Below are 17,628 nucleotides of genomic sequence, written 5' to 3'. Positions count from 1 at the left end.
CCATGAAAATGATTAACCTATTAAAAAAGATATTACTTACTGCTCTTCCGCTTGCAGGCCTCTGGATGACCTCCTGTCAGTCAACAGGGCAGGGAGAAACAACAGCCAGCAACGATGGCATTGAAACCATCACCATTCTACAGACAGCCGACATCCATGGGCAGCTGATGCCCCACCAGGAAATGTTCGTGGAGAACATGGAGTTTGTGTTTAAAGAACGCGGCGGTGTGGCTCATATTCAGACGCTCTTCAAACAGGTAAAGGCAGAAAACCCCGAAGGTACCGTGATCGTGGACGGTGGCGACCTAATACAGGGAAGCGCCGTGGCCGCCATGTCGGAAGGAGATGCCATTGCCCCAGTCATCAAAGCAATGGATTATGATTTCCTCATACCCGGTAATTGGGAAGTGATTTTTGGCAGCCAGAAAATGCGCAGCATACTGGCCTCGTATGGCAAGCCAGTGGTGTGTGCCAACATCTACGACGAGGCCAGCTCTGAGCTGCTATACCCGCCCTATATCATCAAAGAAATGAAAGGCGTAAAGTTAGGCTTTATCTCCTTCAACGATCCAGAAGTGCCTGTTCGCCAAAACCCGGTATTCAGCAAAGGGCTTGTTTTTAAAGGGCTAGAGGACAACCTCCAACCACTCATCCAAGAATTGAAAGAAGAAAAAGGTGTGGACATCCTGTTTCTGGTAACACATCTGGGTATTTCCAAGCAGATTTACCTGGCCGATCAGCCGGAGATTGAGGGCGTAGACTTTGTCTTGGGCAACGATACGCACGAGAGAATCAGGCAGCCGCTGAAGCGCAAGTATGCGCAGGTGGTAGAGCCAGGTGGCTTCGGGTCCTTTGTTGGTCGTCTGGACCTGCAAGTGAAAGACGGTAAAATAGTAGACCAGCGCTATGAACTGATGGATGTAGACCCAAAGAAATACCCGGCAGACCCTATCGTACAGAAAATAGTGGATGAGCAGATGGCACCTTATAAAGCGCAGATGGACCGGGTGCTGGGCTATACCACGGAACCGCTTTACCGCTACCTGGTGGTGGAGAATGCACTGGACAATATGATCACGGACGCGGTTCGCTGGAAGACGGGTGCTGATATTGCTATTTCAAACGGTTTCCGTTTCGGTACACCGATTGTACCAGATGCCTCGGGCAAGGCGCCTATCACCTACAGCGACATCTGGAACATGCTGCCTGTGAACGAGAACGTAAAAACGGGAAAGGCGACTGGCCTGCAGATAAAGAACTGGATGGAACAGGAACTCCACAACGTATTTGCCCAGAAGCCACTGGAACGCTTTGGCGGTTGGGTAATCCGCTTTTCAGGAATGGAGCTGACCTTCAATGCCAATGCTCCTAAAGGAGAACGTGTGCAGTCTATCACAGTTGGAGGGAAACCACTAGACCTGAAAAAGGAATACACTATGGCTGCCTGCCGCAGAACCGGTGAGCCAGACCATGTGCTATGTCGTATGCCGAACGCTAAGGATCCTAAAGTACTGGCCTACACAGTGCACGATGTAATGGAAGAGTATCTGAAAGAGAAAGGTACGGTTTCACCTAAAATAGATGGAAGAGCCAAAGTACTTGACCTTGAGTCACCGGTACTTTCGCAGCTGCCAAATATCGATTATGTTTTCAGATAAGCATTTGGTTTAGTGTGTTGGGGAGAGCAGGGAGCTGATGCTTCCTGCTCTTTTTGCTTATAAGAAAAACCACCACAAAATTTCATACTATGTGACTTATATCACATAGTATGATGTGTTTATATTATAGCTTGTACTGATATTCAGCATAAGAGAGTAAACTATGAAAAGAAATCAGGAGCAAGACTTTGGAAGCCTGTTGGTAAGATTTACCGGTGTGATAGGTTTAAGTACCATAACAACAGTTTTACTAGTAATTATAGTCGTGGCTTTACGTGCTACCACAGTTCATACGCTTCTGCCAGACCTGACACAGGTTTTCTCGGATAGTACCATGGATGCGCCTGCTGTACCTGAAGCTAAAGAAGAAATGTGGAAGGCCCCGGATCTGGCATCGCTACCTGCTACACCTGAGGGTGATTTCATACGCTACGGCCATGAATTGGTAAAGAACACCGCTCAATACCTTGGCCCAGAAGGAAGTGTGCTACAGGTATCCAATGGGATGAACTGCCAGAATTGTCACTTGGATGCCGGCACCAAACCTTATGGCAATAACTATGCATTAGTTGCCTCCACCTATCCTAAGGTTCGGGCGCGGTCAGGAATGGAAGAGGATGTGACAAAGCGTGTAACGGACTGCTTTGAACGTAGTTTGAACGGAACCGCACCTGATAAAGACACCAAGGAAATGAAAGCCATGGTTGCTTATATCCAATGGGTTGGAAAAGATGTTAAGAAGGGCGAAAAAGTAAAGGGATCTGGCTTGATGGATATAGAGCTGCTGATTCGTGCGGCTAGTCCGGAATTAGGTAGGGCACTATACGTACAGAAGTGCCAGGTGTGTCACGGTGAGGAAGGCGAAGGGTTGAAACCTGAAGGTAGTGCCGTATATGTTTATCCTCCGCTTTGGGGACAGAACAGTTACAACGACGGAGCCGGTTTATACCGTATCTCAAACTTTGCAAGGTACGTGAAGGCTAATATGCCATTAGGAGCAACGTATGACAACCCTCAACTTACAGATGAAGAAGCCTGGAACGTGGCAGCTTTTGTTAACTCAATGCCACGACCTAAGAAAGACACAAGCAAAGACTGGCCTGATATTTCAAAGAAGCCATTTGATCATCCCTTTGGTCCCTACCAAGACAGCTTTAGTGAAGAACAGCATAAATATGGCCCCTTTCAGCCAATCATCACATCACAAAAAAAGTAAAGCGGGGTAAAAGGCTGAAGATTAAGATAGTAGAGAGAAGCTAATGTCTTAGGCTCATCCCTCTAATAAATTTCCCCATAAACCTGATCACTTGAGCTGTACTCCGCTCCACCACCGGCTGGCACTCCAACAGTTTCGGCTTGGCCGGCAATATGTCCCGTACTTCATCACACAGTGGCTTTCACTTGGTGAAAAGGTAGTTGACTAGTACGACTTGCAGATTCACGGGGTACTACTCCCGCAAATCGCTTCAGGAGATATCCTCCAGACAGGTAGAGTAGCAGCAGGGCAAGAGGCTCTGCTGCCGCAGTGGCTAAAGCTTCTCTCTGATGCCCTGCATCCCGTTTATACCGGTAGAGTGGTCCTAGCGATCTTGTAAGGAGTCGAGCGTTTACATAAGCCGCGTGCTTCTCCCGGGCCACTGTATCCAGCAGGATCAGTTATATGCTGGTGCAAGGCATCAGGCAACTGAGCCTGCACAATGGTCTTTTTGTCGCGAAAGCCCGGGCAGAAGATCTCCCTGTTGGCTCCACGTACCTTCAAGATGATGTCGAGTTCCGAATAGGTGGGCGTCCTAAAGGAATCGAAACGGCAATTCAAGAAAGTGTTATCTCGGATCCGAAGCGACTGGTTCCTAAAACACAATCGTGGCTCCCGCCATACTTTGCTGCCTGCGGAGCTTAGTGGCGCGGCGGATCAGCGGTAGCGGGAGTTATAGGTAGAGGCCATGCAATAGCCATAGGCGCCGGCGCTCCGGATGGCGATCAGATCCCCCTCCCGCACCTGATGCAGTTCCCTATCCACGGCAAAGTTGTCTATCTCGCAGATATTGCCCACCACAGTGTAAGTCTCCGCAGGACCTGCCGGGTTAGAAGCATTTACTATTTCATGGTAGGCATTGTAGAACATCGGGCGAATCAGGTGGTTAAAGCCCGTGTCCAGTCCCACGAACTCGGTGCCGCCGTTGCGCTTGCGCAGCACGCAGGTCGTCAGCAGCGTGCCCGCGTTGCCTACCAGGTAACGGCCCGGCTCAAACCACAGCTGGAGCCGGCGGCCATACTTGCCGCAAAATTCGGAGAACACGACGTCCAGTTGCCTGCCCAGCGCTACCACGTCAATCACCGGATTGCCGTCGCCCACATCCACCTTGATGCCCCCGCCAAAATCAATGAAGTCAAGGTTACGGAACTGCAGGGCGATGTCAAACACCGCTTTGGCGCCGTTGATAAAGATCTCCGGGCTCATAATTACCGAACTGGAGTGAATGTGAATGCCGTCGATGTGCAGGTTATACTTCTCTTCCAGCGCCTTCACGTCGCCTACCTGGTCGATGGAGATGCCAAACTTAGACAGTTTGTGCCACCAGTTCCACCAAGACCTCTACCAATTTGCGACAGTTCAGGAAGAGTGGTGTTTTGAATCCTACCCTAAGAACGTCATCCTGCTTCTGTTGAAAGCAAGTTTGCTTGTGTGCATTGACGTTTGAGGAGGCAAAGGGACTCAAATTTATTAAGAGATCATTGTTCACGTGCTGAGGAAGCTTTTTTTGAGGAATCACAGAAGTCACCGTACTATAAGAAGGCTGTCTTGCGTGCTATAGGTGAAAACCCCTTGCCCTCCCCGAACGTTTGTTGGTAGCACAACAGGCGGCTCAAAAGGGTCCACATTCGAACGTGATGCCTGCTGCAGCGCCCGCTGAAAGGAGTAGTTAGCCTGAGTTACCCGGTAAAGAACCACGCGGTAAGGTTGCTGACCGGCAGCAACGTCCAACCGGAACGTCAGCTCCTCCTCACCTGAGAGCGAATGGTCGTAGTACTCTGTCTTCCTTTTGGTCTTCCCCTCCTGCTCATACTCCAGGTAGATGCCGTAGAAGCGGTTCCTAGGCTCGGCACCGTTCTCGCAGCTAACCCTGATCTGGGTGCCGTCGAAGGACCAACCGGTAATCTTCACCTGCTCCACAGGCTCCGTGGCGGCGTAGAGCCTGTCGGCCTTGTCCCCGTTAATGATCCGCAGACGCACCGAGTCTCCCGGAAGCATGACTGGCATCAAGTAGGTGCTGGCGTAGTTGACCAGCTTTCCGCTTCCTTTCTCTTTGTAAAAGATGTTCTGCAACTGTATGGTGGTGTCGGGCAGCAGCAGCTCCACCTCCGCGTTCCAGACCAGCTTCAGCGCCAGGTCCTCCTGAAAGGTACTGGTGCGGATCAGGCTAAGCCGGAGAGGCTCCCCCGGCAAAAGGTAGGCCTCCACGAAGAGATGGGCCGGGCTCACGGGCATCACCAGCTCAGACTCCTCTTTCAGCGAGCAGGAGCTTAGGAGCAGCAGCATCACAAATACTAAAGGTCGAATGTGCATGTGTAGCGAAGTGTTGGGGTGAAGGGAAGCAGCGACCGCTGCCTGGAAACGATCCGGCCTGTGCCGTCCTCTTGGCGCACCACGTCGAAGTACAGAAAGTATGGATTAGCACGGTTGTAGGCATTGTAGATTCCCACGTTCCACTCTGAGGTGCGGCTGGCATGGCGCTTTTTGTAAGTAACACCCAAGTCTAGCCTGTGCCGCACAGGAGTGCGGACGTTGTTAAACTCCCCAAATGCAGGCAGTATTCTCGGCGCCTCCCCGGGCGTCATGCCTTGCGCCGGGATGATGCCCACCGGGAAGGTATAGGGGCTGCCCGTCTGCATGAACCACTGCCCCGACAGCTGCCAGCGCTCGTTGAACATGTACTGAGCCGTGGTGGAGAGTTGGTGCCGCACATCTTGCACGGGGTACACCCACTCCCTCCGGCCGTTCTCCCCCTCCAGCGCCAGCCTGCTGTAGGCCATAGTGTAGCTCGCCGTCAGCGCCAGGCGGGACCACTGGGCCTGCAGCTCCAGTTCCGCGCCATAGGCACGGCCTACATGAGGCTCGAAGGAGGCAGTAAAGTCTGAGAGCAGCTCCGAGGCGTTGGCATAGTGGAGCTGCCCCTGGAGCCAGCGGTGATACACCCCGGCAGCCAGGTTATATTGCTTCACGGGCCTGCTTACCGATAGCCCTACCTGGTCCGAGCGCTGCACAGGCAGCCTGCCGGAGGCGAAGCGGAAGAAGTCGAAGGGCATGTGGATGCCCAGCACGTTCACCTGGTGGTGGAACTGGAAGGTGCGGTCGTAGTAGAGGCTACCTGACCAGTTATCTTCCGTCACCTCCGCCTTCAGCCGCGGGGCTGGCAGCATAATCCCGTTATGCCTGTACAGGCGTGTCCCGGCAGAGTAGGTGAACTTATCCGATGTGGCCTGCGCCTGGGCGAAGGCGCCAAGGAGGGGCAGCTTCTCACTGAAATTGCTTTCCTGTAGCAGGCGTCCCTCCCTGTCCTGCTGGGTAGACGCCATCTCGGTCTGCAGGTGCTGCAGGAAGGCACCCGCCTCCACGAAGCCTGTTTTGCCTAGGGGCATGCCCAGCAAGAGCTTGGAGAAATGCCCGGAGGTGGCTTGGTCCAGTAGCCGTGTCTCCTGGCGCCGGTGCTCCATGGAAAATGCGTAGCGGCTGTACCCTTGCGTGAGTTCCAGCCAAGCAGGGCCAAAGCGGTGCTTCCAGCGTGCGGAGAGGAGGCGGTTGCCCCATTCGGAGGCCAATGAGAAGCGGTCCGTGGTGCCATCGTAGCTGTCCCGGCTCGCAAATGCCGCCACCGAGAGGCTTCCCTTCGGCAGGGCCTTATAGACCTGCAGGTTCACGTCCTGGAAGGCGTAGTCCGGCAGCGGGTTGTCCTGTCCCTCTTCACTATGGAGCTGCTCATAGGCTTTTGCCAGAAGTTGGTAATAAGAGGACTTGGCCTTCGCGAATACATGGGTCTTGTACCTGGACAGGTGCTGCTGGTAGCTCAGTTCCGAGCTCAGCACCCCGGTTCCTACCTTCAGCTGCCGGGTGGACACCTCCCTGGCGCGGGGCGCTGCCTGCAGGTAAGCAGACAGCCAGCCGCCCTCGCTCGCGGCGAACCCGCCCGAGGCAAGGGAAACGGATTCATAGGCGTCCGGGTCCAAGGAGTTGTTGATGCCCATGAGGTGGGCCGGGTTGAAGACAGGAACGCCCTGCACGAGCATAGCCGTGTGGGCGTTTGTGCCGCCGCGCACAAAGAGACCCGACTGCATCTCGCCCGTCTGGAGCACGCCCGGCCTGTACTGCAGGGCCCGTACCAGGTCCGCCTCCCCCAAAGGCTTGCCTATGGCTTCTAGGTCTTCCCGGGAAAGCTTTGCTGTCTCGGTGCCGGAGGATACGGGGGCGGTGATTTCCACCTCTGCCAGGCTAATGCTGCTCCGCTTCAGGTAAAGGCTGAGTGGCATCCTGCCCCTTACCAGCATAGTGGTGTCCCGGTAGCGGGTGTGGCTCAGGCGAAGCAGAAGGAGACTGTCGCTTGAAGTGTCAGCAGGCAGAAAGAAGCGCCCCCTCCCATCGCTGACCGCATGAGCGGACGGGGTGCTGATAACGACCTCTGCCACCGGTAGCCTGGTGTCTGCATCCAACACAGTGCCCTCCACCTGTGCCAGCAGCCAAGAAGGAGAGAGTAAAAACAGTAAAAGTAGTACTGAACCCCTCATAACAGCAAAAGCCCCCTGCCATATGTAGCAGGGGGCATCTTAAATGCTTGCTAGTTGCTCTTCACCTTATAGTTGAGCACAACCTCGTAGTTTATACTGAAAGTATCATCTGACTCGATGTAAGAGGCGTCCATCTTCATCCGGCGCGGATAGCCGTTCTCGTTGAAGTCTTTGTACTCTATGTTTGCGAAGGTGTAGGAGTTTGGCACAGTAACACGCTTGATAGCGTTTACCACTCTGTAACCTTCCAATTCCGGCACCAGCGCTGTGATGGTATTGCCCAGGAAGTTCTTGTAGGCAAGCTCATACTCAATATCAGCCACTTTGTGCAAGCCTGCCTCACGGATAAGTTTAGATGTTGGCACCCACTCCCCGGTTGGAGCATCTAGCCTCCAGCCATGGTCATACACTGCAGGTTGCCATGCCCAAACTGCCGTTGGGTTCCCGTTATTGTCATACACCGCCTTCTGTACTTCTCTTGTGGTGCCATCTAAAAAAGTACGACTTACTGAAGTCAGTTTATTGTCTGTGTTATAGTTATAGGCCTCTACTTCCCCCGCAGCGCTCCAATTCCCCTGTGCATTCTTAAAGTAGGTCTTTGTCGTCTTCACCAAGCCTGCCGCGTTATACTCGTAGCTGATATACTTGCTTGGAAGAGCCCCCTCACTATTAGCCTCATAGCTTTTGGTAACCCGGCCCTGCGCATCTGTTTCAGTATCAACAACCACTGTGGATCTTAAATCGCCAGCAGCAACCTCGGGTAGTACCGTCACTAAGAACTCAATAGCATAGACTCTTTCTGTAGAGGATGTGTATACGTGATAATAATAGTAGTACTCAGAATCGTTGATTTTCTTAATTATGCTGTATTGATCATATTCGGCATTGCTTGAGGGAATAGATATGCATTTAGCATACTTTGAATAACGGTACTGCCCTTCTCTTTCCCCATTCTGTACAAAGAAAGCGAAGGTCCCATCCCCATTCGATTCCCTAAAGGTATAGCCTTTGCTTTCCGTGAACGTCACCTCTGACTCGTAAAGGTGTCTTACATATTCGGAGACGCTTTCATTAGTTCTATCCCTTGTCGCATACTTATTAATGGTGTACTTGTCTAAAGCACCGCTCGCATAGCTTTTTGTCAGATCGTATGCCTTGCGCGTCTGCATATCCACCGCTTGGTTGCTCTCCAGGTAGGTCAGCTGGTAGGCATCATCGTACTCGGCCTTGATTAGCGGCACAGATCCCAATAGTGCCTCGGTGATGAACAGGCTGCCGTTGGTGTCCCCCACTAGTACGGCGTCCCACTCTGTGTCTGTGGTGGTGATTTTAAACTCAGATGATTCCCCGTTGGTCAGGGTGATGGTTAGGATACCGGTTTCCCCGTTGTAGGTGATGCTCTGGATGCCCACCCCGTCCTTTGCCGCGCCGAGGTTACCCTTCATAGCGTCGGTGTAGGGCACCGTGGAGGTCGTTCCGTTGCTGTAGACGATGACAAGGTTGTCACCCTCTTTCCTCAGGTCCACGACTGTTTTACCCTTCTCAGCGATTAGCTCCTTCTCGAGCTGCTCCACCTCCGCGCTGCTGTCGTCCTTGTCGCAGCCGGAGAACAAGACCAGGCAACAAAGTGCCATGGCCGTAAGCTTTCTTGTTAGCATTATGTAGTTATTAAAATTTGTTTTCAAGCAGGTGGGCTGGCGAAGCAGTCCCTTTTATTGTTGCGGGGCGAAAGTATATAATTATATTATTATATTAAAGTTTAACCATATATTTTATCTTTCCCCCTTCTGTGTCCCCTGTGCGTGGAAACCGATATTTGGAAAACCGACAGGCTGCTTTACTTCTAATGGCAGGAAGAAGACTCCGCTGTGCCGGGACACCTATGCAACGCAGGGCCATCTTCCCCTGGAAGCAAGGCCGGAAAAAAGACTCGCCAGCCGCAGCTGTAAGCCTTCCACGCTCGGCCCGTCAGACACTGAAAAAGCCGTAACTACGTGCTTGTGCACGGCTTCATTCACAAGCCCCTAGGCATAGAGGATGTGCAGGTTATTGCTTCTGAGCTTAACAGACGGGATTGACCGCAGCAGCCTCACAGGCTGACAAGGGTTCCGGGTAATCCGGTTTGCCAGCACCTTGCGAAGCGCCGCCATACAGCCCGAGTCGCCGCTTTAGCAGAACCGTAGCAACCATTCCTCCGCCTTCAGAATGCTTTGGGAGCTCCTCCCCTCCAGGAAGGATAGCCTTGTCTGAAACCTGGTAAGGATCTTCAGGGCGAGCATTTGAGTGCGAGCACCCGGGCCATGCACTGGAGGAACGCCTTTGCCCGCCGCGGTGCCCCCTCTGCGGTTACTCAGTCCGAGCATCTGGGAGGGCGTGGCATGGTAGCGGGCCTCCGCCTCATGCTGCGCCAGCAGCCAGGCTGTCGTGGACTCTTTGAAGGAAGTAACTTTTCTGCCCTCCGCCACCAGGACCACAAGAACTTCCTGCGCCTGCGCATCATTGAAAGAGAGCTTACCATCTTACCCCATCGGCATCAAAAAAGTGCCACGCAGGTGGAGGAGAGCAAGCGGCACAGAGGTATTTTGAACCGAATGGTAAGATAGTAGAGCAGCAGCCTTTCCTGCTGGAAAAGCCCCTGGTTATTCCTTTAAAACGCAGGCCCTGACGTGCTTTGGCAGGAGCCTGGCGGGGCAGCATTTGAGCGGGACGGGAACTACACCATGATGTTCCATGAAATGCAGTTCAGCAGTCCACCTTGCCTGGCCTGCTGCACCAGCTCCAGACCCATGCAAGGTTAACCTACACTCACCTTCTTTAGTCAAGCTCTACTTTAACCTGGTTGCGAAGTAAATCCTCATACGTGTCACGCTTCCGAATAAGCTTTGCCACGCCGTTTACCACCAGAACCTCGGCGGGGCGGTAGCGGGAGTTATAGGTAGAGGCCATGCAATAGCCATAGGCGCCGGCGCTCCGGATGGCGATCAGATCCCCCTCCCGCACCTGATGCAGTTCCCTATCCACGGCAAAGTTGTCTATCTCGCAGATATTGCCCACCACAGTGTAAGTCTCCGCAGGACCTGCCGGGTTAGAAGCATTTACTATTTCATGATAGGCATTGTAGAACATCGGGCGAATCAGGTGGTTAAAGCCCGTGTCCAGTCCCACGAACTCGGTGCCGCCGTTGCGCTTGCGCAGCACGCAGGTCGTCAGCAGCGTGCCCGCGTTGCCTACCAGGTAACGGCCCGGCTCAAACCACAGCTGGAGCCGGCGGCCATACTTGCCGCAAAATTCGGAGAACACGACGTCCAGTTGCCTGCCCAGCGCTACCACGTCAATCACCGGACTGCCGTCGCCCACATCCACCTTGATGCCCCCGCCAAAATCAATGAAGTCAAGGTTACGGAACTGCAGGGCGATGTCAAACACCGCTTTGGCGCCGTTGATAAAGATCTCCGGGCTCATAATTACCGAACTGGAGTGAATGTGAATGCCGTCGATGTGCAGGTTATACTTCTCTTCCAGCGCCTTCACGTCGCTTACCTGGTCGATGGAGATACCGAACTTGGATTGCTTGTGCCACCAGTCTACCTTCTCGGAGTTGGCCTGTGTGGCAATGTGAGGGTTCAGGCGGATGCAGACCGGTACGCTGCCGCCATACTTGCGGCCCAACTTTTCCAGGTTCGACAGGTTCTCAATATTGATCTTCACACCCAGCGCAATGGCTTCCTCTATCTCCGAGAAATCCACCGCGTTGGGGGTGAAAACGATTTCCTGCGGTTTGAAGCCCACATGCACCCCCATCTTTACTTCTGGTAACGACACCGTGTCCAATCCTAAGCCCTCCCGGAGCATCAGCTTGAGGATATTGATGTTGGTGAGTGCCTTACAGGCATACTTAATGCGCAGGTCTACAGTGCTGAAGCCTTCACGGAACTTTCTGATCTGCTCGCGGATGTGCTCCGCATCATACACATATAGCGGTGTGCCGAACCGCTCCCGCAGCTCCGTTAGCGGGACTTCCTGAATTTTATACTCGTTGTTTGCTATTTCCATGTCTGCTGTTTGGCTAATGTTGTCATGTCCTTTAAAATCCTGTCCTCTGTATGGCGGAGCCGAATAGTACGTTCCATCAGCTCCCGCACCCGCACTAGCTGATGGGGTTTTTCGTGGTAGAGCAGGTTGTTGCGCAGATGCCATGAGAGCATGCCGTGTGCCCCCCACTGCAGGTATACGGGCAACAACGCCCACTCCTCCTCCTGCAGCGGTCGTTGGCAGGTATAGGCAGCCAGAAAGCTTTCCGCCAGCTCCATGTCCAGCCGGTTGTCTACAAAGCAGAAACCGTTCATGCTCATGCCCACGTCCATGAGCAGATGGTCGGTACAGGCCTCTTCAAAGTCAATGATGGCCAGCAACTTATTACCTGAAAACAGCGTGTTGTTCGGGAACACATCGCCGTGAATGACGCCCGTGGGTAGCGGCCTTGACAGGAGTGGCTCGAGATAGGCGGTCTGCTCCTCAAAGTAGCTGAAAATATCCGGATACTGGTTCGCGGCCTGGCTGAATTCTGTGATCAACCGCTGGCAGTGAAGGATATGCACAGCGTTCTTCTTCTGCAACTCCGGCCCCGCCTGCAGGGTGCTGAGCTTGCCTACCGCCTCCCCTATTTCAGCAGCCGTTGCCGGATTCACTTCCGGCTCCTGCCCCTGCACAAAATCGTAGAGCATGATGTTCTCCTCTCCCACCTGGGTGACATACGCCCCGTCCCGCCGAGGAATAGGGTAAGCGGTGGGAAAACCGAGCTGCCGAAGCTGTTGCATAAGTAGTGCCTCATACGCAAGCAATTCCAGCGGTTGCTGCCGGCACAGGCGCAGCAGCACCGGCCCGGTGGACGTCCATACCTTGTAGTTGACGTTGGCATAGCCTGAGGCCAGTTCCGTAAAGGAAACCGCGTCCAAGCCATACGCCTGCAGTGCTTCCTGCACCAGTTTATACTTCATAGGTGGCCTATTTTTCGTTTCGCTCATACGGTCTGATCGTAAAGCTGTAAGAATAGTTCGCGGCTGGCAAGGTATACTGCGGGTGCGTGCGGGCGCCCCAGGTGTTGTCGCCTCCCACGCCCATCTGCCGGTAATCGATATGGAGCGAGATAAGCCCTTCAGGTTTGATCTCGTTGCCGTGCTTGTTGGGAGCCCTTCGCCCCGGGTACGACAGCTGCTGGGTGTCAAACTGCTGCGCGGTGATTTCCACGGTCGGAGCCCCTTCGATGCGCAGGCCGGTGCCACTTTGGCTATAGAGGTTCGCCCACCGCACATCTGTTTTGTTGCCGTTTTCCTGCGGCCGCACATACGGCACGTACTGGTCCCACACGCTGCCTTCGTAAATACCCACCAGGGCAGCCGTCTGACGGTCCCAGTAATTCTCAAACGGTCCGCGGCCATACCACTGCAGGTTACTCAACTCGCCTGCCAGTTGCACTTTCATACCGAAGCGCGGCAGTTCGGGCAGTGAGTCATGCGGCATGAACTCGTTTTGCACCCGCACCTGGCCGTCACCCTGTATGGTATAGGTAGTGGCGAGCGATGCCTTTCCGCCTGCCACGTCAGCCGCCGTACGGATCACGTAGGCGCCTTTGGCTTTTTCAACTGACACATTAGAAACGCTGCGATTAGTACCCGCCGTTTCCCAGATGGCGGCCCGGTGCTGCAGGCCGTTCCCCAGGTCGTTGTCGGTGGGGTAGCGCCAGAAGTTGGGCTGCAGTGGGGCAAGGAACATTTCCTTGCCTTTATACTTGTAAGAGGTGATGGCGCCCGTAGCCTTGTCGAAGTATAGGCTGAAGTCTTTCCCGCTTACGGTGAGCCCGGTTTTCGTTTCCTTTGCCTTCGGCCGCTTGCCGCTATGGCTCTGCTGTGCCAAGGTTGGCGCCTCCCCTACCTGCAGCTGCGCCCAGGCCACCTCGTGTTTTGCAGGCAAGAGCTGCTCCGGTGCCTTGGTGTAGAAGCGCAGGTTCAGAAAGTACTCTGCTCCCGGTTTTAAAGTATAATTTGAGACCGGCAGCGTGAGCGTCGCTTCTTCCTGCGGTGCCACGGCAAGATCAGCCTGCTTGCCAGAGGCAACCGCATGTCCGTTTTCGAGCAGCTCCCAGGTCAGGTAAAATTTATCCAGGTTGGTGAAAAAGTAGCAGTTGCGCAGGCGCACCTGGCCCGCAGCAACATTCACCGGCTCCACTTTTACGGGCTGGTATACTTTCTTTACCTCCCAGTAGTAAGGGTACGGCGTGCGGTCGGCACGTACCAGGCCGTTGGCACTAAAGCTGGAGTCGTTAGGAAAGTCGTTAAAGTCGCCGCCATAGCCCCAGATCATATCACCTTGCTGGTTTTTAGTCAGGATGGTTTGGTCTACCCAATCCCAAATAAAGCCCCCCTGCAACACCTCGTACTTGTCGATCACGTCCCAGTAGTCCTGCAGGTTGCCCACGCTGTTGCCCATAGCATGCGCATACTCGCATAAAATCAACGGCTTCTCGGGCGACTTCTTCGCATAGCTCTCGATAAAGTGCTTGTCTTTGTACATGGGGGCCACGATGTCGGTGTGGGCCTCGTACCAGGCGGGCTGGTACTGCACGGGCCGTGTGTCGTGCTCCTTCAGCCACTTGTAGGACTTCACGAAATTGCTGCCGTCGCCAGCCTCGTTGCCCAGCGACCAGATGATGATGGACGGGTGGTTCTTGTCCCGCTCGAACATACGCTCGATGCGGTCCAGATAGGCCTTTTCCCAGGCAGGGTTATCGCTCAAAAATGCATAACTCTTGGGGTGGAATTGCATGCCGTGCGCCTCGATATTCGCTTCATCCACCACATACAGGCCGTACTTGTCACAGAGCTCGTACCAGCGCTCGTCGTGGGGATAATGGCTCATGCGCACGGCGTTGATGTTGGCTTGCTTCATCAGCGTGATGTCCAGCAGCATTTGCTCTTCAGACATGGCCCTGCCTAATACAGGATCCCACTCGCAGCGGTTCACCCCTTTAATGTCGATGGCCTTGCCGTTTACCAGCAGCTGCTTGCCCTTGATCTCCACCTTGCGGAAGCCGACGTTAGCAGGAATCACCTCCAGTACCTTGCCGTCCGGTGCCTTTACCGAAAGCAGCAGTTGGTAAAGTGTGGGTGTTTCGGCGGTCCATTTAGCCGGGCTCTGCAGCTTTGTGTTGAAAGCTAAATTGGTAGCAAAGGGCTTTTCCTGCTGCCAAACCTTGTTGCCGGAGGCATCCAGCAGCTCGGCTGCTATGGTATACTTGTCCGATTTATACTTAGCCGATGTAGCCTCTTTATACTTGGCCAACTCCAGGGCTATGTTCAGGGTCGCATCGTGGAAATTCTCGTCCAGGTCGGTAGTTACGAAAAAGTCCAGGATGTGCACCTCCGGCACGGCATACAAGTATACGCTGCGCTCCAGGCCGCTGATCCGCCAGGTGTCCTGCCCTTCCAGATAAGACCCGTCGCTCCAGCGGTATACTTCCACGGCCAGGTCATTTTCCCCAGCTTTCAGGTATGGGCTGATGTTGAACTCCACCGGCGTTTTGCTCACCTGCATGTAGCCCACTTTCTGTCCGTTCACCCACAGGTACATGGCCGAACGCACCGAGCCCAGGTGAAGAAACACCTGTTTCTCTTTCAGCCAACTGGCCGGTAAGCTGAACTTGCGCTTGTAAGAGCCCACCGGGTTTTCTTTGGGCACAAAAGGGGGATCGGGCTTGAAGGGATATTCCTCGTCTAAATAGATTGGGGTACCGAAGCCCTGCAGTTCCCAGTTGCTTGGCACTTTGATGTCTTTCCAGGCGCTGGTATTGTACGAGGTCTGGTAAAAGTCCTTCGGCCGCGCTTCCGGGTTGGGCGCGTAATGGAATTTCCAAGTTCCGTCCAGCGAAAGAAAGTTCACAGATTGCTCTTTCCTGTTATCCAGTGCCAGCGCCTTCGTCTCGTAAGGAAAGAGTGTGGCGTGGGGCTTTAGTGTATTGCGGGAGATGATTTGCTCATTTTCCCAATCCGGCCTTGCCGCTGTTTGCTGCTGCGCCTGTACAGAGCCTGTCAACAAGCTGAGCACGGCAAGGCAGCCAAGTAGGGTATTTTTCATGATCGGGTTTACTCGTTCAACAACATTAACACATGAGCAGCCGACCAGCTAAAGTGTGCTGCATTCAGTCGCTCGCCCGTTACCGGGTGATAGTTTTCGTGGAGGGGAGCGTTACCCAACAAGCCGTTGCTGTTGCGCAGGAGCTTTTGCTGCAGCATAGTTGCCTCCTGGGCATAGCCATACTGGCGCAGCCCCTGCAAGCCAAAGTAGGCCTGGTCGAGCCATACAGGGCCGCGCCAATAGCCTTTGCGGGGGTTGAAGTCCGGGTGGCTCGCGTTCAGGGTCGGGAACGGCACGTGAGTATTGAACAGTGTCGGCTCCATGAGCTTTTCCTGCACCGCAGCGGCCTGTTCCGGCGTGGCTAGTCCGGCCCAGAGCGGCAGCCAGCCTTCCGGGCCCATTACCTTGATCCTGGACTTATCCTCCAGCCGCACGTCGTAGAAGTAGCCTGTTTCTGCATCGTAAAATACTTCCCGAATCCGGGCAGCCAGCTTCTCTGCCTCCTGCAGGTAGCTTTTTGCCTGCTCACCCTTGCCCACGGCCTGCAGGAGCTGCGCGATGTATTTTTTCTCGGCATACAGGTAGCTGTTCAGGTCCACTGACTCCTGGTTGAGCGACCAGGCCGAAGCATTGTTTTGCAGCATCACCGCCTTGTCGAAGCGCACGGCATTGTCCATGCCGCTTTCCCAGGCCGCCGCAATGCGGGTGCCGTCGGTGGAGCCATACTCGCACAGCCCGTTCTGATCGTGGTCGCGGTAGGCGTACCACCAGGCGTGGTACCGGAGCAACTTGGGCAGCATCTCTTCCACAAAAGCTTTGTCGTTTGTCGCCTCATAAATCTTGTGAATGGCCCAGCCTGAGAGCGGGGGCTTTGTGTCACGCCAGTTGTGCTGCTCGATCAGCGTATCCCGGAAAATGCAGTCGGCGATCATGCCATGCTCATCCTGATAGTCGTACATGGTGCGCATCTGGCCTTTGGCGAGCTCAGGGTGAAACCTTGCCAAAGCCACCGCATGTTTCCACGAGTCCCAGGCCCAGAAGCCGTGAAAGCCGCGGTAGGCATAAGACGGAAACAAACCCGCATGCTTCAGCTCTCCGGCCGGCGTGCGCCAGTTGCTGGTGAGCGTGATGAGCGATTTTACCGCCAGCCTGCTGAGGGTGTCATTCTTCGCCTCTGGCAGCACCTGTTGCACGTAGCCATTCCAGCGTTGGGTATTTTGCTCAAATACCTCCTCCGGATTTTTAAAAGCGGCTGCTACGACCGGCTGCTCCTTTGCCAGCTCCTCTTCCGAGAACACGGCGCTCTGCGCCAGCAACAGCTGCACTGTAGCCCCTTTTTTTAACTGTTGGCCTTGATGTGCCTGGAGTTCATACTTGTTTTCAGTTACCCGAGCCTCGCCGGCCTCCGGCACCCACAGGCGCACGATAGTACTCTCCTTCTGCTGCTCGAGGCGCACGCCGTTGTCCGTTGCCTTAAAGTGGCTGTCAGGCAACCAGGTAGAGCCGCGCCAGCTTGCCTGCAAGTTTGCACCGGCCTTGTTGGTGAGCTGTGCCCGCACCAGGGCCGAGCGCGAAGAGATAAAGATCAGCTCCAGCTTCAGATCTAGCTCTTTGCCTGTGTAGGTCTGCACCAACTTGCCGGGCAGGTACACCGCCTCAAACGCGGTCGAGTCCAGTACAAGCGGCTGGCCTGTGGCGGCATCGGTCAAGTGTAAATCGGCCAAGGAGGGCGAAGCCCACACCCCGTTCTGCTGGGTCATCAGGAAAGGACCGGAAAAGCCGCCGGTAAAATGGGTGGGCAGGCTGTAGGCGTGCCAGGCGCCCAAGTCGGAGAAAGCCGACAAGGCCGCCTTACCCGTCACACGGGCAGTGGCAGGCGCTTCCTGCAGGGCCAGCACATTGGGGTAGGCCTCCTGCAGGCTTATTTCACTGCTGCCACTTTCCCTGCTCACCGTGCAGGCAACAGGCAGGGCGACAACTGCACATACGTAGAATAAGTGTTTCGAATTCATCACGAAGTAGTTAACTGCCGGACATGCGGGTACACCGCACTACCGGA

General features: G+C 54.5%; 11 protein-coding genes. 2 read left to right on the top strand and 9 right to left on the bottom strand.

Annotated features, from left to right (window positions below; translation table 11 throughout):
• Window positions 1-2 precede the first annotated feature (2 nt).
• Together PXG97_RS19100 and PXG97_RS19095 are read left to right on the top strand one after the other, a co-directional pair.
• On the top strand, window positions 3-1,658 hold the full coding sequence (locus PXG97_RS19100; RefSeq protein WP_276499433.1) for a bifunctional metallophosphatase/5'-nucleotidase: 1,656 nt from the start codon (window positions 3-5) through the stop codon (window positions 1,656-1,658).
• Between the two features lie 163 nt (window positions 1,659-1,821).
• Complete coding sequence (locus PXG97_RS19095) at window positions 1,822-2,874, top strand: c-type cytochrome (RefSeq protein WP_276499432.1); 1,053 nt, start codon at window positions 1,822-1,824, stop codon at window positions 2,872-2,874.
• A 696-nt stretch (window positions 2,875-3,570) separates the two neighbouring features.
• On the opposite strand, the gene PXG97_RS19090 is transcribed toward PXG97_RS19095, so the two are convergent.
• From PXG97_RS19090 to PXG97_RS19050, 9 genes are all read right to left on the bottom strand, one after another.
• On the bottom strand, window positions 3,571-4,227 hold the full coding sequence (locus PXG97_RS19090) for a type III PLP-dependent enzyme domain-containing protein (protein ID WP_276499516.1): 657 nt from the start codon (window positions 4,225-4,227) through the stop codon (window positions 3,571-3,573).
• Window positions 4,228-4,437: 210 nt separating this feature from the next.
• Window positions 4,438-5,226, bottom strand: coding sequence for a DUF4249 family protein (locus PXG97_RS19085; RefSeq protein ID WP_276499431.1), 789 nt, complete (start codon window positions 5,224-5,226; stop codon window positions 4,438-4,440).
• Window positions 5,208-7,439 carry a TonB-dependent receptor plug domain-containing protein gene (locus PXG97_RS19080; protein WP_276499430.1) on the bottom strand — a complete coding sequence of 744 codons (2,232 nt, stop codon included), beginning with the start codon at window positions 7,437-7,439 and terminating at the stop codon, window positions 5,208-5,210. Before PXG97_RS19080 ends, PXG97_RS19085 begins: the two co-directional genes overlap by 19 nt.
• Window positions 7,440-7,489: 50 nt before the next feature.
• Entirely contained in the window at window positions 7,490-9,073 is a 1,584-nt protein-coding gene (locus tag PXG97_RS19075) for a hypothetical protein (protein WP_276499429.1), read from the bottom strand.
• A gap of 534 nt (window positions 9,074-9,607) precedes the next feature.
• Window positions 9,608-9,913 carry a hypothetical protein gene (locus PXG97_RS19070; protein ID WP_276499428.1) on the bottom strand — a complete coding sequence of 102 codons (306 nt, stop codon included), beginning with the start codon at window positions 9,911-9,913 and terminating at the stop codon, window positions 9,608-9,610.
• 340 nt (window positions 9,914-10,253) lie between these two features.
• On the bottom strand, window positions 10,254-11,492 hold the full coding sequence (lysA, locus tag PXG97_RS19065) for a diaminopimelate decarboxylase (protein WP_276499427.1): 1,239 nt from the start codon (window positions 11,490-11,492) through the stop codon (window positions 10,254-10,256).
• Window positions 11,483-12,436 (bottom strand): homoserine kinase, encoded by a 954-nt coding sequence (locus PXG97_RS19060; protein ID WP_276499426.1) that lies wholly within the window; start codon window positions 12,434-12,436, stop codon window positions 11,483-11,485. The genes lysA and PXG97_RS19060 overlap by 10 nt, the downstream gene beginning before the upstream one ends.
• Window positions 12,437-12,443: 7 nt before the next feature.
• Complete coding sequence (lacZ, locus tag PXG97_RS19055; RefSeq protein WP_276499425.1) at window positions 12,444-15,569, bottom strand: beta-galactosidase, LacZ type; 3,126 nt, start codon at window positions 15,567-15,569, stop codon at window positions 12,444-12,446.
• Window positions 15,570-15,577: 8 nt separating this feature from the next.
• Window positions 15,578-17,581 (bottom strand): MGH1-like glycoside hydrolase domain-containing protein, encoded by a 2,004-nt coding sequence (locus PXG97_RS19050; protein WP_276499424.1) that lies wholly within the window; start codon window positions 17,579-17,581, stop codon window positions 15,578-15,580.
• Window positions 17,582-17,628: the final 47 nt, after the last annotated feature.

This window comes from Pontibacter litorisediminis, from assembly GCF_029360645.1.
GTDB lineage: Bacteria > Bacteroidota > Bacteroidia > Cytophagales > Hymenobacteraceae > Pontibacter > Pontibacter litorisediminis.
The sequence above is the reverse complement of the archived record's forward strand: the minus strand, read 5'-3'. Positions and strand labels throughout refer to the sequence as shown.